The sequence below is a fragment of the Paenibacillus pectinilyticus genome (assembly GCF_001700435.1).
GTDB lineage: Bacteria > Bacillota > Bacilli > Paenibacillales > NBRC-103111 > Paenibacillus_E > Paenibacillus_E pectinilyticus.
In genome coordinates this window covers 211,367-231,210 of record NZ_LYPC01000011.1, presented here as the reverse complement: position 1 = coordinate 231,210, position 19,844 = coordinate 211,367, and the positions used below count along the sequence as shown (strand labels likewise).

19 protein-coding genes and 1 riboswitch are annotated in these 19,844 nt (G+C 48.9%); of the genes, 14 read left to right on the top strand and 5 right to left on the bottom strand.

Annotated features, from left to right (window positions below):
• The first annotated feature begins 72 nt into the window (after positions 1-72).
• From A8709_RS04835 to A8709_RS34405, 9 genes are all read left to right on the top strand, one after another.
• Positions 73-963: a carbohydrate ABC transporter permease gene (locus A8709_RS04835; protein WP_065851044.1), complete on the top strand. Its 891-nt coding sequence runs from the start codon at positions 73-75 to the stop codon at positions 961-963.
• A gap of 16 nt (positions 964-979) precedes the next feature.
• Positions 980-1,861: a carbohydrate ABC transporter permease gene (locus A8709_RS04830; protein ID WP_065851043.1), complete on the top strand. Its 882-nt coding sequence runs from the start codon at positions 980-982 to the stop codon at positions 1,859-1,861.
• Between the two features lie 53 nt (positions 1,862-1,914).
• Positions 1,915-3,765: a sensor histidine kinase gene (locus A8709_RS04825; RefSeq protein ID WP_425262308.1), complete on the top strand. Its 1,851-nt coding sequence runs from the start codon at positions 1,915-1,917 to the stop codon at positions 3,763-3,765.
• Between the two features lie 9 nt (positions 3,766-3,774).
• Positions 3,775-4,974 carry a response regulator gene (locus tag A8709_RS04820; protein ID WP_065851041.1) on the top strand — a complete coding sequence of 400 codons (1,200 nt, stop codon included), beginning with the start codon at positions 3,775-3,777 and terminating at the stop codon, positions 4,972-4,974.
• Positions 4,975-5,131: 157 nt separating this feature from the next.
• Positions 5,132-5,677, top strand: a complete 546-nt coding sequence (locus A8709_RS04815; protein ID WP_065851040.1) for a C40 family peptidase — start codon at positions 5,132-5,134, stop codon at positions 5,675-5,677.
• A gap of 78 nt (positions 5,678-5,755) precedes the next feature.
• Positions 5,756-6,154, top strand: coding sequence for a pyrophosphohydrolase domain-containing protein (locus A8709_RS04810; RefSeq protein ID WP_065851039.1), 399 nt, complete (start codon positions 5,756-5,758; stop codon positions 6,152-6,154).
• Between the two features lie 12 nt (positions 6,155-6,166).
• Complete coding sequence (locus tag A8709_RS04805) at positions 6,167-6,385, top strand: helix-turn-helix domain-containing protein (RefSeq protein WP_065851038.1); 219 nt, start codon at positions 6,167-6,169, stop codon at positions 6,383-6,385.
• Positions 6,386-6,554: 169 nt separating this feature from the next.
• A complete protein-coding gene (locus A8709_RS04800; protein WP_028555213.1) occupies positions 6,555-6,755 on the top strand; it encodes a cold-shock protein in 201 nt (66 codons plus the stop codon).
• Between the two features lie 172 nt (positions 6,756-6,927).
• The gene (locus tag A8709_RS34405) at positions 6,928-7,065 is read left to right on the top strand and encodes a hypothetical protein (RefSeq protein ID WP_167357004.1); all 138 of its coding nucleotides are present in this window, start codon (positions 6,928-6,930) and stop codon (positions 7,063-7,065) included.
• 144 nt (positions 7,066-7,209) lie between these two features.
• On the opposite strand, the gene A8709_RS04795 is transcribed toward A8709_RS34405, so the two are convergent.
• Together A8709_RS04795 and A8709_RS35050 are read right to left on the bottom strand one after the other, a co-directional pair.
• Positions 7,210-8,544, bottom strand: a complete 1,335-nt coding sequence (locus tag A8709_RS04795; protein WP_065851037.1) for a 5'-deoxyadenosine deaminase — start codon at positions 8,542-8,544, stop codon at positions 7,210-7,212.
• Between the two features lie 70 nt (positions 8,545-8,614).
• A riboswitch (purine riboswitch) is annotated at positions 8,615-8,714 on the bottom strand.
• A 129-nt stretch (positions 8,715-8,843) separates the two neighbouring features.
• On the bottom strand, positions 8,844-11,060 hold the full coding sequence (locus A8709_RS35050; RefSeq protein WP_065851036.1) for a multicopper oxidase family protein: 2,217 nt from the start codon (positions 11,058-11,060) through the stop codon (positions 8,844-8,846).
• 307 nt (positions 11,061-11,367) lie between these two features.
• Here A8709_RS35050 and A8709_RS04785 point away from each other — a divergent pair, with 307 nt between their 5' ends.
• The 4 genes from A8709_RS04785 to A8709_RS04770 all read left to right on the top strand — a co-directional run bounded on the left by A8709_RS04785 (position 11,368) and on the right by A8709_RS04770 (position 15,931).
• Positions 11,368-11,568: a cold-shock protein gene (locus A8709_RS04785; RefSeq protein ID WP_028555206.1), complete on the top strand. Its 201-nt coding sequence runs from the start codon at positions 11,368-11,370 to the stop codon at positions 11,566-11,568.
• A gap of 90 nt (positions 11,569-11,658) precedes the next feature.
• A complete protein-coding gene (locus tag A8709_RS04780; RefSeq protein ID WP_056622331.1) occupies positions 11,659-11,886 on the top strand; it encodes a cold-shock protein in 228 nt (75 codons plus the stop codon).
• 128 nt (positions 11,887-12,014) lie between these two features.
• Complete coding sequence (locus tag A8709_RS04775) at positions 12,015-13,484, top strand: M23 family metallopeptidase (protein ID WP_065851035.1); 1,470 nt, start codon at positions 12,015-12,017, stop codon at positions 13,482-13,484.
• Positions 13,485-13,591: 107 nt separating this feature from the next.
• On the top strand, positions 13,592-15,931 hold the full coding sequence (locus A8709_RS04770; protein WP_065851034.1) for an ATP-dependent DNA helicase: 2,340 nt from the start codon (positions 13,592-13,594) through the stop codon (positions 15,929-15,931).
• Positions 15,932-16,324: 393 nt separating this feature from the next.
• On the opposite strand, the gene A8709_RS04765 is transcribed toward A8709_RS04770, so the two are convergent.
• The 3 genes from A8709_RS04765 to A8709_RS04755 all read right to left on the bottom strand — a co-directional run bounded on the left by A8709_RS04765 (position 16,325) and on the right by A8709_RS04755 (position 19,067).
• Positions 16,325-17,488 (bottom strand): iron-containing alcohol dehydrogenase, encoded by a 1,164-nt coding sequence (locus A8709_RS04765; protein WP_065851033.1) that lies wholly within the window; start codon positions 17,486-17,488, stop codon positions 16,325-16,327.
• A 183-nt stretch (positions 17,489-17,671) separates the two neighbouring features.
• The gene (locus A8709_RS04760; RefSeq protein WP_065851032.1) at positions 17,672-18,319 is read right to left on the bottom strand and encodes a ThuA domain-containing protein; all 648 of its coding nucleotides are present in this window, start codon (positions 18,317-18,319) and stop codon (positions 17,672-17,674) included.
• A gap of 22 nt (positions 18,320-18,341) precedes the next feature.
• The gene (locus A8709_RS04755) at positions 18,342-19,067 is read right to left on the bottom strand and encodes an SDR family NAD(P)-dependent oxidoreductase (RefSeq protein ID WP_065851031.1); all 726 of its coding nucleotides are present in this window, start codon (positions 19,065-19,067) and stop codon (positions 18,342-18,344) included.
• Between the two features lie 244 nt (positions 19,068-19,311).
• Between A8709_RS04755 and A8709_RS04750 the strand changes: the two genes are divergently transcribed.
• Positions 19,312-19,707 (top strand): VOC family protein, encoded by a 396-nt coding sequence (locus A8709_RS04750; protein ID WP_065851030.1) that lies wholly within the window; start codon positions 19,312-19,314, stop codon positions 19,705-19,707.
• Positions 19,708-19,844 lie beyond the last annotated feature (137 nt).

Below are 19,844 nucleotides of genomic sequence, written 5' to 3'. Positions count from 1 at the left end.
TTTACCTGGAGCGCCTAAGAGGTGCAGAGGTAAGTTCCCCATGGGTATATCCCCATGAAGGAGGCGAGCCAAGTGAATGTGTTAAGAGTCTCCAAGTGGACGATTGCCATGTTTGTACTGCCCTGTTTAATTATCTATGTCGGTCTTGTGTTTGTACCTATCCTCGTATCCATGTACAGTGGATTGTTGGAGTGGAATGGGATTGGTGCTTCGAAATTCATTGGACTTGATAATTTCCGTACCATGTTGTTCCATGATGTTGTTTTCTGGCCATCGGTTAAACGTACGTTAATGTTTGCTGTCTTCTCTATGATTGAAATTCCGGTTGCGTTGCTTGTGGCAATGCTGCTGAATCGTTTTATCAAAAAACCGAATTTCCTCGTTTCTGCTTACTTTTTGCCTGTTATTCTATCAGTTGTTATTGTCGGTCAATTATGGAAAACGATCTATAACCCAGCGTCAATGGGCGGTATGCTTAACCAAGTGTTAGATTTGCTACATCTACATAGCTGGACGAGATCGTGGTTAACGGATCCGAAGATCGCTATGTACTCCTTATATTTTGTGGCCCTATGGCAGTATCTGGGGTATCACACATTGATCCAGTTTACCGGTATTCAGAACATCCCGGCTGATATTTATGAAGCTGCACGGATCGACGGAGCGGATGGCCTCAAAGCCGACTGGTACATTACTTTCCCTATGAATATTCCGATTTTCAAAATATCGATCGTCCTAGCTTTCATCGGTTCCCTACAAGCGTTTGACATGATTATGGTCATGACAGGCGGGGGTCCAGCTCATGCCACAGACGTTATTTCAACCCTGATGTACAACAATTCATTCCTGTCCCTGAAATATGGATATGGAAGTGCGATTGCAGCCTTCTTGGTTGTGGTATGTCTCGTAGCTACCGTTATTATCAACACCGTCTTCAATAAATTAGAGAAGAAATTCACGTAGGAAGGGAAGTGTCACCATGCAAAACGCCAGGGAAGCAGTTTCGGCTAAACCTGCCATCATCCGGAGACGCAAAGGCTTCTCTATCCTGAAAGTGCTTGTAATCATTTTACTATCTCTACTTGTGGTCACACAGGTATATCCATTGCTTTGGCTGTTTATTTACTCGCTCAAAACCAATGAGGAAATTCTCTCGGGCCGCTTTTTCGCTCTGCCGCATGTGTTCCAATGGAGCAACTTCTCGAATGCCATTAAAGCGGGACATTACTTTCAATACTTAAAGAACAGTCTCTTCGTTACCTTGATTACCATGGTGTGCGTACTGTTCTTGAGTTCCCTAACATCCTTTGCAATTACGCGGTTCAAATGGAAATACGGCCAGCTCGTTATGCTCATCTTCCTTATTGGGATGATGGTGCCGATGCAGGCAACATTGTTGCCGCTCATGATTATTTTTAAACATATGCACATCCTGAACACGCATCTTTCAATTATCCTGCCTTACATTGCATTTCAGACGCCGGTTGCAGTCTTCATTCTCAGCGGCTTTATGAAATCCATTCCGGCAGAAATTGAAGAGTCTGCAGTTGTGGATGGAGCAGGGATCTTCAAAATTTTCACCGGGATTATTCTTCCAATCTCGGTTCCTCCAATGATGACGGTATGTATTCTTACCTTCATTAATATATGGAACGAGTACATCCTCGCGGCGACGTTCATTTCGTCCGAGCGACTCAAGACACTTCCATTCGGGGTGAATAGCTTCGTCAGTCAATATTCCGTTAACTACGGGGCAATCGGTGCCTTCCTCGTACTTGGGGCATTACCGGTTATTATCGTGTACTTCTTACTAGCGGACAAAATTACAAAAGGTATGGTAGCGGGAGCGGTGAAGGGTTAACTTCACCCCTCTCTTTTTTTCATTTGGTAGTGGCTGTGTTAAAATAGCAAATATTGCCGCTGCGAAAGGGGATCACGATCAACGTGAAACGGGGCTTCAATTCCATTCATAACCGGCTTTTTATGCTATTTATCACCTCTATGCTCGTACTGGTGCTGCTGGTAAGTGTGCTTTATTATCAGAAGACGACTCAAATTATACATAGTAAAATTAACGATTTGGCCCAAAAAAATATTTCACAAACCGTTGGTTTATTTGATTTGCTGCTGCAAGGCTATGATAGTATTACGAAATCCTTGAATAGTAACTATGAAATGCTTCGATTGATCGAAGATCGGGATACGAATACAGATATGACCGCTAACATTTTGAATGAGCGGACGATTACCAATATTTTGGGAGCGATTTATTACTCGCGGGATGATATTATCGGGATTCATGTCATCACAAATGCCGGCAAGAACTACAACTATGAGCGCGGCTTCGATAGTGTTATCGATACGAACTATGCCTCCGCGGACTGGTACCAAAAGTTGCAGGATTCCACGGGAGAAATGGTCTGGTTAGGACTGGTTCAAGGGTCGATGATCAATCAGTTTCAGAGAAATCCGCTTTTTGTATTTGGACGTAAGCTGTATGATCTGACCGACCACCGTGTCATTGGTGTCATGCTAATTGAAACGAATCCGCAGCCGATTCTGTCGGCCTTATCGAACGTTACGATCAGTCCGAACAGCCGTGTGTATATCGTTGACCGAGAGAATCGGCTCATTGCGACGACCGCGGAGGATAAGAAGAACTTCCCATCCTTTCTTGGTTTGTCACGTCCTGAACGGGATGAAGTCATCGTGGATGATCAAACCGATCAGCTCATTGTTGCCGCCAAGGCGAAAATGTCGGATTGGACCGTGTTTGGCCTAACGCCCAAGCAAGATATTAACTCCGAGATAGTGAAAACAAGGGAATACTTATATGTTGTCATCGTGGTCCTTATTATTCTTTCTACCGCTTTGGCTAGTTTGATCTCACAAAACATCTCTTCTCCGCTCAAGCTCTTGATTCGTGAAATGAAACAGGTCGAGATGGGGAATTTCAAAGGCTCCGTAACGGTTAGATCGTTCGAAGAGATTAACTCGCTCGTATCCTCTTTTAACCGCATGGTGAATCGGATGGACGAGTTAATTGAGCGTATTACATTGGCTTCAATGAGCGAGAAGAACGCAGAGCTGCAGGCGCTGCAGTCGCAAGTGAACCCTCATTTCCTCTATAACACCTTGGATATGATTTACTGGATGCTGGACGAACGGGAGAACGATCGCCTGGGCAAAGTCATCCTAGCTTTATCACATATGTTCCGATACAGCAGTGATTGGCAGGAAGCCTCCAAAACAACACTCCAGCAAGAGCTGGATCAGATGCGTCATTATATGACGATTATTGAGAACCGTTTAGAGGGCAGGGTGTCAACCGAGATCGATATTGATCCGGAATGGCTGGAAGTAACTTTGCCCAAAATGACCTTGCAGCCTATTATCGAGAACGCCGTTAAGTACGGACTTGAGCCCTTGCGTGAGCCTGGTGTACTTCGTGTATACACGCAAATTCATGAGCAGGAGCTGCATATCGTCATTTCAGATAATGGGGTGGGGATTGAAGAAGGGCTGCTTCTCCAGATGCAGGAACGGCTCGTAGAGGATGCTAGGTTCATTGGCGATCCATACTCTAAGACGCATGATCTCACCATCGACACGAACAAGCAAACACGACGAGGTATCGGCCTTACAAATGTACATAGACGCATTGTACTCATGTTTGGAGACACCTATGGACTTCGTATACAAAGTAAACAAGAGGTAGGAACTACGGTGATCATTGTGATGCCGATTCCTCGTAAGGGGGTATAACAATCAATCATGGATATTCTTATCGTAGATGATGAAACGATTATTCGAGAAGGCATTCAGCGAACGCTTCAGAATCGCTATCCGGAGCATAAGATCCACTTAGCCTCGAATGCGGAGCAGGCGATCGCTCTGCTGCGCAGCCACACGATACATATCGTGCTGACAGATATTCTGATGCCAGGCATGACAGGTCTAGAGCTGATGAATATGTCGCGGAGCCGTCATCCCCATGTGAAATGGGTGGTGATCTCCGCGTATTCGGAGTTTTCCTATGCACAAGAGGCGGTGCGGCTTGGCGCGAAGGATTATTTACTGAAGCCGATTGGCAAAGAGGTGCTCAGTGAGATGATTAGGAAGCTCAGCGAGGAAATCGCCCGCGATGCGGAACTGATCGAAGAGGCCGAAGTGTTGAAAACGAATCGTCGGTTTCTACAGGAAGCGGTCTTCCAACGCTGGGTGCAGGGGCTGGATACGGGGCGGATCGATATGGGCCCATTCGCTATGCAGCATCCCTTTTTCTATTTGATTATGGTTAAAATGGAGACCGATAAAGCCGTCTTCCTCGAAAATTTCATTATCGAGAACGTTCTGCAAGAGTTGATTGACCGCTATGGTAAGGGTTTCGTAACCGTACACGACAGTAAGAGCCTCCTAGGGCTCGTTACGCCGCCTGAGGGTACAAGTATCGCTCAGCTCGTAGAGGAGCTTAGAAGCCATCTCATCAAGTATCTGAAGGTGCCTTTTCAGATTATGAGCACAGAGCGGATCGAGCAGTTCCAATCCGTGCCGGCAGAGGTCCAGCGGATGCGGCAAGCCTCAACAACACAGGTCTATGAGCATCACGCGGCTAGCGGCAGCGACCGTTCTGTTGAAGTTGCGCTCCAATACATGCGGACGCATTATCATGACGACCTTTCATTGGAGAAAGTCGCTTCCATTGTCTATTTGAACCCTGTATATTTCAGCCAGTTGTTTAAGCAAAAGACAGGCCAAGGATTTAAGGACTTCGTCATTAACCTGCGGTTAGAGCAGGCCAAACAGCTACTGCTGAACCCGAAGTTGAAGCTAGCAGACGTAGCCGAGCGAATTGGTTATCAAGATATGCGTCATTTTTCCCAAGTGTTTAAGAAAAAGTACGGCGTCACGCCCTCTGAGTTTAGGCAGGAACAGACTGGCGATAAAGCGGATTCATTGGTGTCAAGAGATTGATTCTCATGGAATTCTCAGGGAATTTTCAGAATTGCTCATTTGTTTAGCATTGGCGCGACTTTCCTCCTTCGTTGTTAAATATTAGGGTATTTGGCATGTGCTATGGTTGTAGCATGGCAATTGCCTAGTATTCCTAATCCGAAGGAGGAAATCAATCATGATTTTTGTGAAGAAGAACCGCCTTAAGCACTCTCTAGTTGGCCTAAGCCTATCCTTACTCGTCACAGGGACTGCCCTGTTAAGCCCTCACAATGCTTCTGCCGCGACGGCAAGTGTGGCGGAGGCGAATGTATCAGCGACCGTGTCTGCAACGTCATTAAGCTCGTCCCGTGTTGCCAGCATTCTAAGTACAGCGAAGTCCTACATCGGTAAAGTGAAATATCGTTACGGTGTGCGAGATACGAAGAATCTCATTATGGATTGCTCCGCGTTCACTCAAATGGTATTCAGCAAGAATGGCATTACGATCCCGTGGGGCTCCAAAGCGCAAGCGAGTTATGGGACGCTGGTGAAATCGAAGACAAGCCTGGTGAAGGGTGACTTAGTCATGTTCAGCACGACGACACCTGGCAAGATTAATCATGTTGGGATTTATATTGGCAATGGGCAGTTCATCTCCAATACGACAAGCTCAGGCGTTGTTGTTCGTGAAATGAACTCGGGATATTGGAAAGATCGTTTCATTATGGGCCGTCATTTTTAAAATATAAACCGTATATTGACCATTCCTCCCTCGAAATGGTATATAGTAGAAAACCATTTCAAGGGAGCTACATAGACGATGACACTTAAATTAGCGTTCGAAGCCGTGAAGAAATTCCATGAAACATTTGAACACCCAGTGGGCGTGACTCCTCAGCGCTTGTCCGAAGAGCGGAAGGCTGCGCGGCTGGCTTGGATGCAGGAAGAACTGAATGAATTTGAGGAAGCAGCGACCTTAGAGGACGAAGTCGATGCCATGATTGATGAGCTGTATTTTGTCCTGGGGACACTTGTGGAAATGGGTGTTGAGCCTGGCCCGATCTTTGATATCGTTCAGCATGCGAACATGTCCAAAGTTTGGCCCGACGGTACGGTTCACAAGAATGAAATGGGCAAAACCATCAAGCCGCCAGCGTGGGAAGACCCATTCGACAAAATTAGAACTGAAATTCATAGACAAAAAAATAAAGAAAGTTGAGGTGAGGCGCTCATGGCCTTTCACAACCGGCTCAAAGAGCTGCGGCAGCAGCAAAATCTTACACTTCGGAAGCTCGGCGAGAAAGCCGGCATCTCGTATTCGATCTTAAATTCTATTGAGAATGGTCGAATCGTCCCGTCGAAAGATGTCGCATTAGCACTAGCTGTGGCGCTTAAAATTGACGACAGGGAATCCTTCGTAGCTTTAGCAATAAATCCCTCTCAGCTATAATTGCAATACCTAATATTGTGTGGTACAGTATTAATAGTCTTAAAGGGAAAACCTGAATTGCGTATTGCAAAGGGTTATCATTTAAGTAAATGAAACCTTTTCCAATGTGTAATTTTTTTGTTCGAAACAAGAAAAAAGACATGTTAATAAAACTTTGGAGGTATTACCCATGGCAGTAGGAACAGTTAAATGGTTTAACGCAGAAAAAGGATTTGGATTTATCGAAGTTGAAGGTGGAAACGATGTATTCGTACATTTCTCCGCAATCACTGGCGAAGGTTTCAAATCTTTGGACGAAGGCCAACGCGTTGAGTTCAACGTAGTTCAAGGCAACCGCGGACCACAAGCTGAGAACGTTGTAAAACTGTAAGCTTCAGCTTGCAAATATAGCATTCTCCAGAAAGACCCTTAACTTGTTAAGGGTCTTTCTTTTTTGTGTATGTTGATCGTAATGCGTGCGAATGTTTAGGGTGCAAGTGTTTCTTTTTCTGTATTTAGCTCGTTGTGCGTGGGATTGGTTAGTGTAAGCAAGTGTTATGGACATGCTGTGGACGCTCTGCGGCCTCGTAGAGCCTGAAGGCGCCCTGTATGGTATGCCCGCGCTCTATTCACGGACAGGGCTATATGGCTGCATCCATGGCGATGAGGCCTACGATTACGAGGACAGACCTGCCAAATAAAAATCCTCCATTTCCTAAGAGGCTTGGAGGATTTTATATCTATAAGTTGAGGAGAAACGGAACGTCGTTCCGTAACTCAACCGAAAACCGCATAATGCCGAAATAGAGGACGCTCGTTCCGTTTCTAAACGTGCGGTACGGACATCAGCGCAGGTTAGCTCGCTTCAACAACCGCTGAATCGAGCGGTTGGCTTCAGGCAGGACGATGTCCTTATCAACCGTTCGCAGGATGCGGTTTTCCATGACGATGCGACCATTGATAATGGTCGTTTCGACATCAGCGCGCGTCGCCGAGTAGACGATGCGCGAGATCGGATCCACGTCGTAGGACGGATACGTGTGGAAGTTGTTGAGATCGAGGATCGCTAAGTCGGCTTTCTTGCCGACTTCGAGCGAACCGATCTCATCCGCCATGCCGACCGCGCGAGCGCCGCCGATGGTCGCCATGCGGAAGACCGTCTGCGCGTTCATCGTTGTCGGCCCGTGGAGGGGCTTCTGGATGAGCGCAGCGAGCCGCATCTCGTTGAACATATCGAGATTGTTGTTGCACGGCGCACCATCGGCTCCTAAGCTGAGCGAGATGTCCAGCTTCAGCATCTCTGGCGTCTCGGCGATCCCTGAAGCGAGCTTCAGGTTCGAACCGGGACAATGGCTGAGATGCACGCCACGCTCGTGAATGATGCGTTTCTCCTCATCATCGAGCCAGATGCAGTGCGCTAAGATCAGCCGCTCATTGGCTAAGCCGAGATGATCGAGGTAAACGACGTTGCGCATGCCCGTTTCGGCTTGCACAATCTCGATTTCTCCGCGATTTTCAGAAGCGTGCGTGTGCACCTTCACTTGGTACTGCTCCGATAAGTTGCGCACCTCGCGCAGCAGCTCTTCCGTACACGAGATAACAAAACGCGGTGAAAACGCGTACTGGATGCGGCCGTCATCATGTCCGTTCCATTTCTCCAGCAAATCGACGCTTTGTTGAAGGGAATCCCTCGTATTTTCCTGCAAGGCGAAAGGAACTTCGTCCCCTTTGTCCATCATCACCTTGCCAGACAATGCCCGGATACCGCTCTCGGCAATCGCTTGAAAAGCAAAATCGGTATGATGCACCGTCTCCATATCCACGATCGTCGTCGTGCCGCTTTGAATCAACTCGCCAATCCCAAGCATCGCCGAGTAATAGATCGACTCCTCATCATGGGAGGCTTCCAGCGGCCAAATCCGCTTTTTTAACCAATCCATCAGCTCCAGATCGTCTCCCTTGCCACGGAACAACGTCTGACACAGATGTATATGCGTTTGAATAAAGCCAGGAATGACAGTGCGATTCTTGGCGTTGATGATTTTATCTGCGTGTGTAGTATCCAAATCAGGTCCGATCGCGGTGATACGGTCATTTTCGATCCGTATATCCCCCGTAATAATATCTCCATTGCGATTCATCGTCACGATCTGTGCATCTTTAATTACAATCGTTGTCATCGAACCATCCCCCTACTCCCCTAATATATGAAAATGAAGGCATAAAAAAACTAGCCATGAAAAATATGCCCATCTGCAGCACATTTTTCGTAGCTAGAAATTTACGGTTTCTAAGTAGAGACCCTTAATCCAATTATTAAGGTTATACGAAAGAAGTCATATGCAATTATGTCGTGCCTGCTTTTCTTTAGAGTAAACCGCAGAGGGCTGTTTTGTCAACAGTGTGTTAGTTAATATAACATGCCCTCCCTCTTTTCTGAAAATCGGCTTTCATTCGACACGCTTTTCCGCTATTTTCGTTATTCGGGGTGATTCGTCGTGCCACTTCCGACAAAATAAGGCGTTGCGACCCCTTCATACATGAGGTGCATCGACATCCCGGCAGCAGCGTGAACAAGATTATGGCAATGATCCATCCATAAACCCGGATTATCGGCGACGAAAGCCACCTCATACGTTTCACCCGGCTGAATATCTAACGTATCCGACCACCACGGACTTCCTGTTGAAGGTTTGCCGTTGCGACTCAGCACCAGCACATGATGTCCATGCAAATGCATCGGATGCTCCACATTGCCGCGATTGATGAATGTCGTTTTAACCAAGTCCCCCTCTTTCACCATGAACATCGGCGCATCCGGAAACACTTTACCATTCAATGTGTACAGGAAATCGAAATTTCGATTATAGAAGCCTAATTTGTTATCTAAAATAAGGGTGAAATCACGATCGAATTTCGTGTTTGCATCAAAAGGCGTTGCCTTAGGACTTCCATAATGAAGTGGATCGAAAGCCACCGACTTCGGCATCTCCGGGACATTACCCTGGCCGTCAGAAGAAAGAAGCATGCCCCCCTTTTTCATATCGCCTACCTGTAAATAAACGGGATGTTCGGGCATGACGAACGTAAGATCATAACGACCGCCAGTTGGCACAATTACGTGTGTATTGGTAAGAATATCTGGCTTGTTGAGATCCGTGCCATCAATAGCGGACACTACAAATGGCGTGCCCACCAGTGTGTTTGTTTGATCGACCCAGTCATCCGTGTTGATTAATCGCATGCGGACCGGCGTCCCAGGTGCAACGGTTTGATGATCGAGCTCATCATTGGCGCCAATCGCGAACGTGTCTTTCCAACGATGGGTCATAACGGTGATATCTTTCAAAGGCAGAGCAGCAGCGGGTAATGCTGTGGTATTTGTGATTGAATTTGAATTTGAACTTGTGTTGGAGTTTGTGTTCAGGTCTAAACCTGCATTTTCACCGCTGCTTCCATACGCGGCCGTACCAACCGTTCCGCTAGCTTGCGAAACGTCCTTCGGTTCCACAATCAACGCCCCGAAAAGCCCTTTACTAACGGCTTCTTGCGAATCCTGATGCGAATGGTACCAGAAGGTTCCCACCTGCTCAGCACGGAATCGATACGTATACGTTTCACCAGGCATAACAGCATTTTGCGTAGCACCAGCGACGCCGTCCTCCGCATTCGGTACGTCAAGACCATGCCAATGGGCCGTTACGCCCTCTTCAATATCTTGATTCGTCAAGGTAACCTCAACGAGATCCCCTTCTTTCATGCGAAGCTCAGGACCCGGGATCTGGCCATTGTAAGTCCAAGCATCTACGGTTTTGCCAGAGCTGAGTGTGACTGTTTTCTTCTGTGCGACGAGGTTGAAATGACGATCTGGTGTCCCCTCTTTGGGACCCGTGAGGTCTGCGACGGACACCATGCCAGCCATAGCCGCCATATCATGATGGGCATGCTGGCCAGCAGCACCGCCCCCGTAATCCACCGTCCCGCTTGCCATATCCATCTCGGCGGGAAGTACACTTTGGTCCATCGCATACGTGAATAAATAAAAGCCAACACCCGCGATAATTGCAAGCACGCCTGTCATCGTCAATGCGCGTTTCCATAGCTGCGGAGCCTGATAGGTCTCCATTTTGCGCACCTGCTTGGAGCGGAATTGATGCCTCCACCATAGCCCTGCGGCCAAAGCGACGAAGACGGCAAGCGGGATCGCAGTGTCCATCCAATAGAAAGGAACAGAAGGCACTAACGTGAAATAGAGGGAAGTTAAGGCACCTAGCGCAGTGAATTGGTAGGGAAAAATGAGGGCAAGACTCGCGGCTCGTTGGAACAACGCAGGTTCGATTGTCGTGCTGCCTTCAGCTGCGCTTGGTTTCATTACATAGCGAAGCTTCAACAATTTAGGGACAGCCACGACCCATATGCTCAAAAGAGGAACAAGGACTAAGGGCGCCTGCAGGAACAGGCGGTCCTTCCAAAAAATCGGATCCATGTTCACCTGAAGCCACGTGATGGCGGCAAGAATAGCTGCTGCTGGAATGGCCGGGAACCACGCCCAGAAAAGCAGCTTACGCGATTTGCGGTTCAGCTTCTCTAAGCTCCCGCTGTACAATAATCGGGACGCCTTGCTGGCGCCGATCGATGTGAAAATGACAAATAATAAACTTGCGGCTAATATCGTTTGGATACTTGCGTTATACATGATGAAAACCCTCCTAGACTCAGTACTTCCAGTATAGATCCCCTGCTCGATGCCTCAAACCGTCTGGAGACCAAGGTCGAACCTAGACTAAAGTTGGGGCGAGCTATGCATAATTTTTACTTGTAAACTCTGGAAATAGTTTGCGTTTTCATAAATCGTGTGGTATGATAAATCCAATCGACAAATAGAACCTGAATTCACATATTTTAAAGGGTTTTCATTTTTGTTAGTGAACCTTTTACAATGTGTGAATTTTTTCTCTTTGAAGAATAAAAAACATGTTAATAATTTTTGGAGGTATTTCACAATGGCTACTGGTACAGTAAAATGGTTTAACGCAGAAAAAGGTTTCGGTTTCATCGAAGTTGAAGGCGGCAACGATGTATTCGTTCACTTCTCCGCAATCCAAGGCGACGGCTTCAAAACTTTGGACGAAGGTCAAGCAGTTGAATTCAGCGTAGTTCAAGGCAACCGCGGTCCACAAGCTGAGAACGTTGTAAAACTGTAATATAATTAAAAAGACTGCCTTTACGTAAGTAATGGCAGTCTTTTTCAATTTAAAGCTAGCTGACGCTTAGTACTCTAAGGAGGTTTATCCATGTATTCCAGAAAAAAGTCGCTTGAAGAGATGCCTCTAGAAAATGTGACGGTATGGTCTTGTGAAAATGAAGGCTGTAAAGGCTGGATGCGAGATAATTTTGCATTCGATCACGTGCCGACATGTCATTTATGTCAGTCCACAATGGTTCGAAGTGTCAAGTTACTTCCATTAGTTAATAATACGAATAGTGATCAGAAAACGCTCAAAAAGGGTGTACAAATATAGGTTTTATGAAACCCGGAGACATGTAGATGTCTTCGGGTTTTTTGTGTTACGATGAGATTAGCGAAGGAAGAGATGAAGGCGACCAGCAAGCGGACAACCCGTAGTCGTCAAGGGAGGTAGGAGCGTCTGTGAAATCAAGAAAAAGGCGCCAATGGCCGCTATTGGCCGGTGCTTGCATCCTTGCAGCTTGTATAGTGATCGGGATCGGGAAATCACCGTGGGGATCATTATCAACATCGAATGATAAAATAGCTGACCTCGTAACAGCAGCACCTGTGCCAACACCGACACCGCGTGTCGCTTTGGCATTTCGGATGCTCGATCTGGATCGAGGCTGGGTCAAATACGCGGACGGTACTGTCCAAACTTCGGATGGCGGTGCAAGTTGGCAGGACGTAGCAGTTACGGGGACGGAAACGCCGTCAACGGATAGCGGTGTCGATGCGGCGGGGATTGAAACGATTGCCAAGCTGCTAAGCTTGGAGGCCGGTTCCGGAGGCGCTGCTTCCAGTGCAGCGACCCCAGCAGGAGATGCCGCCGCAGCAACTGTAGGAACGGGCGGGACAACTACGGCGCAAGGTGCTCTAAGCACCGTGACGATGAACGGCAATACACTGCCTGTGAAGCAATCCCAGTTCGTGACGCCGAAGATTGGCTGGGTGCTTTTGGCCAATTCGGCAGCCAGCAAAAGCCCTCTCCTCGTAACCGTGGATGGGGGACAGACCTGGGTGGATGGGATGACAGAGGCGACGAAAGCCGCCATTATCGGTGAGGAGAAGCATCTCCAACAGCTCAAAGATGAAGCTTCTTTATATGTCACAGAAGCAGGGGCGCAGGCGGTCATGAGCGCTAGCTGGAAGCTCCTGCCGGACCATGCTTCGCCGGGCGATGCAGTGCTTGTGCGGAGCAAGGAGCCTGGCAGCGTTACGCTGGCGAATAAGACGTACACGCTGCAACCGTATGAAGCGGGGTATTTCACGTACTTGCCGATCACGATGGACACGAAGCCTGGCATATATCCGATCGGTGATCAGAAGCTGACCATTCAAGCGAAGAAATTCGAGACGCAGTATTTGAAGGTCACGGAGCAGATGGAAAGCATGAAGCAGGATACGGCGCGCATTGACGCCGATCAGAAGAAGATTGATCTGGCACGCAGCAAGTCGGAGCCGACGTTTCTGTTCCGAGGGCCGTTCGTGAAGCCGATCGAGGGGATTTTGACGACGCCGTATGGGTACACCCGTTATGTCAACGGGAAATACGACAGCTCGCACATGGCCCTTGATCTGGCCGCTAAAGAAGGCACCCCGATCAAGGCTACGAACGATGGGGTTGTCGCGTTGGCGGAACCCCTGTATTTGACCGGCAATTCCATCTATATTGACCATGGGATGGGGTTGTTCTCGCAGTATGCGCATCTCTCCGAGCTGCGCGTCAAAGCAGGCGACCATGTGAAACAGGGCGATATCATCGGTCTTGTCGGCACGACGGGGTTTTCAACAGGGCCGCATTTGCATTTTACCTTTTGGGCGCATAATATTCAGGCTAATCCGGACTTATTTTTTAATACATCCCCGTTTCAGTGGGTGAAACAATAACAAAAGTGTAGGACATCAGCTTCGGCTGGTGTCCTTTTGTCGTTAGTAGTTTTTCAAACTGGCACATGTTATAATAAGGAACAAATGTTCTTAAATGGAGATATGATATGCTGCCTCTTGTTCAACTATCCGTACGATCGCTCGTGGAGTATGTGTTTAGCCGTGGAAGTATCGATTCGGAGTTTCGATCAAGTAAAGCGCTGAGAGATGGCACGAAGGCGCATCAAAGATTGCAAAAGGAATACGGGGAGTCCGATCAGCATGAGGTGTATGTAACCGCCGAGATTGCGTATGAGGGGCTCCTATTTGTGATAGATGGGCGTTGTGATGGGCTGCTTGCGGGTAAGGATGACGGCGACGTGCTAACTGTGGATGAAATTAAATCGACGTCCGGCGATATCGCGCTAATCGAGGAGAATTCCTATCCGGTGCACTGGGCGCAGGCGACCTGCTACGCCTATATGGTGGCTCGAGACCGGGATCTCCGTGGGATGCGAATTCAACTTACGTATACGCAGGTGGAGACGGAGGAGACGCGGCATTTTGTAAGGGATGCGACGTTTGAGGAGCTGGAGGCCTTCGTCTATGAGGTGATTCAGCGCTACCATCCGTATGCACAAGTGAAGCACGAGCATGAGGTGCGTCGAAATCAGAGCATCAAGGAGCTGCCGTTTCCTTTTCCGCAATATCGGGAAGGGCAGCGCAAGCTGGTAGGTGCGGTGTACAAAACCATTCAGGATGGGCACAAGCTGTTCGCCAAGGCGCCTACAGGGATTGGGAAGACGATGTCGACGCTGTTTCCGTCTGTGAAAGCAATGGGGGAGGGCGTGCTGCAACGGTTCTTTTATTTAACGGCGAAGACGATTACACGTACAGCGGCGGAGGAAGCTTTTTATCTTTTGCAGGAGAAAGGCTTGCGGCTTCAGGTTGTGACCATTACGGCGAAGGATAAAGTGTGCTTGAAGGACGAGGTGCGGTGCACGCCGGCGCATTGCGAGTTCGCAGATGGGTACTATGATCGGGTGAATGAGGCGGTGCTGGATCTGCTGAGGCAGGAAACGGTGATGACCCGTACGGTGATTGAGACGTATGCGCGCAAGCATCGGGTGTGTCCGTTTGAGTTCTCGCTGGATGTGGCGTACGCGGCGGATGCGGTGATTTGCGATTATAATTACATTTTTGACCCGCGTGTCAATTTGAAAAGACTGTTCGAAGAACAAAAGCGCCACACGACGTTACTTATTGATGAGGCCCATAATCTGGTGGACCGTGCGCGGGAGATGTATGGGAGCGAGCTGCATAAATCGGGCTTTCTTGCGCTTCAGCGAGAATTTAAAGGGGTTCGAGCAGATCTGCATGATGCAGCAAAGGCGATAAATACGTATTTTATTGCGCTGCGCAAGCAGGTAGGGGATCGGGAGATGATGGTGGAGTTCGCGCTCCCGGAGTCGTTAATTGGTCATGTAGAGATATTTATTGCAGCAGCTGAAAAAGAATTGGCCAGGTCGGCCGGGGGCGGTGCAGCGAATGCGGCACTGTTGGAAGCGTATTTTGGGGCGCAGAACTTCGTGCGCATCTCTAAGCTGTATGACGAGCGTTATGTGACGCTGGCAGTGAGTGACCGGAACGAGGTTAGCGTGAAGCTCGTTTGCTTGGATCCGTCGCATCTGCTGCGGCAGATGGGGAAGGGGTATCGGGCGCATGTGTTTTTCTCGGCGACACTGTCGCCTTTGACCTATTTCATGGACACCCTGGGTGCAGGGGAGGACGATTATTCGGTGACGGTACCGTCACCTTTTGCTAAGGAGCAGCTGGAAGTTTTCGTGCAGCCGCTGTCGACGCGGTATCAAGATCGGGAGATCAGCCGCACGCAGATTGCTCGTTCCATTTATGAGCTGGTCGCGGGACGAGCGGGTAATTATTTGGTGTTTTTCCCTTCGTATGCGTATATGAGCAGCGTCTATGAGGCTTTCACAGATCTGGTGAGCGAGGCGCAGGATAGCCTGGAAGGGAATGAGCTTAACGTGCTCGTGCAGCAGGCCAAAATGTCGGAAGAGGAGCGGGAGCACTTTCTTGCGGCCTTCCAGGCGGGGGCGGAGCAGACGCTGGTAGGCTTTGCGGTGATGGGCGGCATTTTCTCCGAGGGCATCGACTTGGTTGGCGACCGACTCACGGGCGTAGTCGTCGTAGGCGTCGGCTTGCCGCAATTGGGTCCGGAACGCAACCTAATCAAGGATTATATGGAGCGTACAGGCCGCAATGGCTACGACTATGCTTATGTCTATCCCGGCATGAACAAAGTGCAGCAGGCTGGCGGGCGGTTGATTCGCTCCGAAATGGATCACGGCGTGCTGCTGCTGATCGACGATCGGTACTTGCAGCCGCGCTATCAGCGGTTGCTGCCGGAGGAGTGGCGCGAATATACGGTGCTGCCGGTGCAGCGTTAGTGGTAACGTGAGCCAAGAGATGGCTGGAGGAGCGTCTGGAAGGCTCATTTTGGATCCTACGGTTAGGGAACCAGCGCCCAGTGTAGGCGAAAGATACTGTAGCGCGACTGTAGCGCCCATTTTGGTCGCTACCGCATCCCGTGTTTGCTGGAGGAGTAGCTGTAAGGCCCATTTGGGGCCTTAGGGGTTGGGAATCAGTGCGGGCGCAGAGTAAATGATGCTGTAGCGCCCATTTTGGTCGTTACAGCATACCGTGGCTGCTGGAGGAGCAGCTGTAAGGCCTATTTGAGGCCTTAAGCTTCGGGAACCAGCGCCCAGTGCGGAGCAAACCGCCGCCGGGCACGGAAAAAAGCGTTGCACCTAGTGCAACGCTTCTTCTATATTCGTTATCGCCTATAGCGACATCTGATAAATCTTCACCACATCCGCACGCGTCAGCTTCTGGAAGTTGCCGAAGTCGCCATAAATCATGGCTTTATCAGCCATGAGCTCGATGGTGGAGTCATCGATGTTGTAGTCGGCCAAGCGGCTAGGTGCGCCAATGCTTGTGAAGAACGCGCGTAGAGCCGCGATGCCTTCTTCTGCCACTTGTTTATCAGTTTTGCCAGCGGCATCGATGCCGAAGACGCGCTGCGCGAACTGCTTGAAGCGCCCCACATTGGAATCGAGGGTGTAGGTCATCCAGTTCGGGAAGAGAATCGCCAGACCGCCGCCGTGCGGGATATCATGGACAGCGGAAACCGCATGCTCCAGGTTATGTGTCGCCCAATCCCCGCGCACGCCCATGCTAAGGATGCCATTCAGCGCCATTGTACCGCTGTAGAGAATCGTTGCGCGGTGATCGAGATTGCCCAGATCCTGCAGCAACAAAGGAGCTGTTTCAATCACGGTGCGAAGAATGGTTTCGCAGAAACCATCCTGCAACGGCGTGTTAGCACCATGATGGAAGTACTGTTCAAACACATGTGACATAATATCAACCATGCCATACACAGTTTGATTTTCAGGCAAAGATGTCGTGTGAGCTGGGTCGAGAATGGAGAATTTTGGGAAAGAGTAGGGGCTGCCCCAACCGAGTTTATCTTGAGTCTCCCAGTTGGTGATAACGGAACCAGCGTTCATTTCCGAGCCCGTCGCCGCAATCGTCAATACCGTAGCAAGGGGAAGAGCACCAGTAGCAGCAGCTTTACGCGTTGCAATATCCCAGAAGTCGCCATCGTATTTGGCGCCAACAGCAATCGCTTTGGCACAGTCGATAACACTGCCACCGCCGACAGCAAGGATGAGATCGATGTTTTGACTACGGCACAACTCAACGCCGCGGTGAACGGTCGTTAGTCGAGGATTGGGCTCAACGCCGCTAAGTTCAACGATCGTTGCATCCAAACCTTGCAGCAAGGTTACGACTTTGTCGTAGATGCCGTTACTTTTGATGCTGCCTCCGCCGTACACGAGTAGAATATGTTTCCCGTACTTCGGTACCTCGGTAGTTAGCTTGTCTAGTTGATCCTGACCGAAATGCAGGGTGGTTGGATTATAAAATGTGAAAGTATTCATGATCATGCCTCCTTGAATATGACTAGGGATTGAATCTCTGTCCTCTTCCTATTGTATAGAAACCATTCCATAAAAACAAAATCTCCGAGCTATACACAGGGCAACTGTAGGAGAGGTGACATATTTACCGTTGCTGAGAAGCCTTCTGACCTGCCAGCCATCTACAGAAACGCCAGTCGACTCCTACTCAACCCTTCGTGCCGCTAACCAACGAGCACTGTTCAGAAGCAGCTGACGATAAGCGGGAGGGTCAAATGAAGGGGCGTGATGCCCCGGCTGTAAATAAATGATTTTGCCTAACGCGTAATCATGCTCCCAGCCAGCTGGATATCGCGCACCTTCAAACTCGTAAGTCAGGAATACGGTTTTCGGTGTAAAAGGATCGAATTCGAACATATAAGGCTCCTCATCCACCGAGAAATTCGTCACCCCTTCTAACAAAGGATGCCCCTCTTCGATACCGTAATACGATAAGGTTTGAAAAGGCGGGTGATGCATGAATTTGGCACCAACCATTTGTAGAAGCTCGTAGCTGCGCTGGATGGAGATACCGCTATGGAGGACGATCAGGTTTCCGCCGCCCGCCACAAAGGTCAGCAGTCCGGCCGTTTGACTAGCGGTAAGGTCACGATTCCAGCAATCTGTATAGGAGATGCATATCGGAAACTCACTCCTTTTCAAATCAGCAAAAGCGTCATAATTATCCGTACTGACAAGTTCAAATTCATCTCCAAAAATCGCGGCAAGCTTCGCGCTGACCGGTTCCAAGGGATGATAGGGAGCTATGGATGCATCGTCACCGACTAATAAAATCTTCATGAGATTGGTCATAGGAACACTCCTCCTTTTACGGCTACCAAGCCAATTCTTTACCGCTATCTACTGCGATATAGATCGGTTGTTCACGAATTTCACCTTGCAGAATATGGATTTGGTGCACAATGTTAGCCGCCGCTTTCTCCGGCGTGTACCTGCCTTCGTCGCTCCAAGTACCGCTCATGGCGGTTTTCACCCAGCCTGGATGGAGTACCAGCACGCGTCCACCCCGCTCACGGATCCGGTTATGTATCATCGTTGAGCCCATATTCAAAGCAGCTTTTGCCATGCAATACCCAAACCAAGCCTCACGATAACTGTCCCCGATACTTCCTGCTTCCGAAGAGATCATGACGATCTGTTTGCCGCCATTCATGATAGGGTGAATAAGGGCATTCGTTAAGCGGATGGCGCCAACCGCGGAGATATTGTAGACACGCTGAATCTCATCGAAATCCATCTCATCCTCAATCGTCAGCTTCGTTTCGCCAAGAATGGCGGCATTGTTAATGAGAAGATCCAGCTTATCTGTTTGGCTCGCAATAGAAGCTGCAAACGCTTTTACGCTCTCATCACTTCCGACATCAAGTCTACTAATATGAAGTTGCCCTGGAAACTGCTCGCCAAGCTGAGCTAGGGCCTCATAATCCGGGTTAATACCGCCAGCATAAACCGTGCAGCCCAGATGGAGATAGTTCTTAACCAGCGCCAAACCAATACCTCGATCGGTGCCGGATATACAAACGGATTGTCCAACGCTCATCGTATTCACTCCTTACGTATAATAGAGGGGCTAATGCGTCCTATTTTACCATGCCCTGCCAAATCTCAGATAGCGAAATGGGTCGATTCTTCCAGCCAAAAGAATGGTATCATCGATGGAGAAGTCGATAAGCAGGACAATGCAATTCGTGTATAGAATGAGTGTTAAAAGCGGATCAATATAGTTGCCTACTTATGATTAGTGTCATGAAGGCGTTTTTGTAAAGAAGGGATGGAAAATCGCAATGGCCAATTTATCTCCTTATATTTATAGCCATGATGCAAGAAAGCACGCAGATTTCTACGTGAACGTATTCGGTGGGGAAATTGTAAGCATACAATCCTATGGCGATCTACCGGGTATGGAGGAGTCTAAGAAGCACTTGGTCATGCACCTTGAGCTGCAAGCGCTAGGTCTACGATTCTTTATGGCAGACGCTGCGGCAGATGCCCATGATCGGGGCACCGGTATGGATTTGGCGCTCTCTTTCAAAGATGAAGAGGAAGCGGGCAAGATTTTCGAAGGATTAGCTCTAGACGGTGATATTATAATGCCCTTTGAGCGTATGTTCTGGGGAACGATGCTTGGGCGGGTGAGAGATCGTTACGGTGTCATGTGGCAGGTGGCGACGGAATCATAGGTTGTACATAGAGTTCCTTCGTGAGAGGCCGCGCGGCTTACATGAGGGAGCTTTTTTATTTGGGGTTTTGCGCTATACATCTATTCCGCCCTCGGACCGATTCGACCTTGTTTATATTCTGTTTAAAATAGGGGAGT

Bases quoted from the DNA above. Each gene is read 5' to 3' on its own strand.
- A8709_RS04830 (WP_065851043.1), top strand. From the start codon at position 980: ATGCAAAACGCCAGGGAAGCAGTTTCGGCTAAACCTGCCATCATCCGG.
- A8709_RS04820 (WP_065851041.1), top strand. From the start codon at position 3,775: ATGGATATTCTTATCGTAGATGATGAAACGATTATTCGAGAAGGCATT.
- A8709_RS04815 (WP_065851040.1), top strand. From the start codon at position 5,132: ATGATTTTTGTGAAGAAGAACCGCCTTAAGCACTCTCTAGTTGGCCTA.
- A8709_RS04810 (WP_065851039.1), top strand. From the start codon at position 5,756: ATGACACTTAAATTAGCGTTCGAAGCCGTGAAGAAATTCCATGAAACA.
- A8709_RS04805 (WP_065851038.1), top strand. From the start codon at position 6,167: ATGGCCTTTCACAACCGGCTCAAAGAGCTGCGGCAGCAGCAAAATCTT.
- A8709_RS04800 (WP_028555213.1), top strand. From the start codon at position 6,555: ATGGCAGTAGGAACAGTTAAATGGTTTAACGCAGAAAAAGGATTTGGA.
- A8709_RS34405 (WP_167357004.1), top strand. From the start codon at position 6,928: ATGCTGTGGACGCTCTGCGGCCTCGTAGAGCCTGAAGGCGCCCTGTAT.
- A8709_RS04795 (WP_065851037.1), bottom strand. From the start codon at position 8,544: ATGACAACGATTGTAATTAAAGATGCACAGATCGTGACGATGAATCGC.
- A8709_RS35050 (WP_065851036.1), bottom strand. From the start codon at position 11,060: ATGTATAACGCAAGTATCCAAACGATATTAGCCGCAAGTTTATTATTT.
- A8709_RS04785 (WP_028555206.1), top strand. From the start codon at position 11,368: ATGGCTACTGGTACAGTAAAATGGTTTAACGCAGAAAAAGGTTTCGGT.
- A8709_RS04780 (WP_056622331.1), top strand. From the start codon at position 11,659: ATGTATTCCAGAAAAAAGTCGCTTGAAGAGATGCCTCTAGAAAATGTG.
- A8709_RS04770 (WP_065851034.1), top strand. From the start codon at position 13,592: ATGCTGCCTCTTGTTCAACTATCCGTACGATCGCTCGTGGAGTATGTG.
- A8709_RS04765 (WP_065851033.1), bottom strand. From the start codon at position 17,488: ATGAATACTTTCACATTTTATAATCCAACCACCCTGCATTTCGGTCAG.
- A8709_RS04760 (WP_065851032.1), bottom strand. From the start codon at position 18,319: ATGACCAATCTCATGAAGATTTTATTAGTCGGTGACGATGCATCCATA.
- A8709_RS04755 (WP_065851031.1), bottom strand. From the start codon at position 19,067: ATGAGCGTTGGACAATCCGTTTGTATATCCGGCACCGATCGAGGTATT.
- A8709_RS04750 (WP_065851030.1), top strand. From the start codon at position 19,312: ATGGCCAATTTATCTCCTTATATTTATAGCCATGATGCAAGAAAGCAC.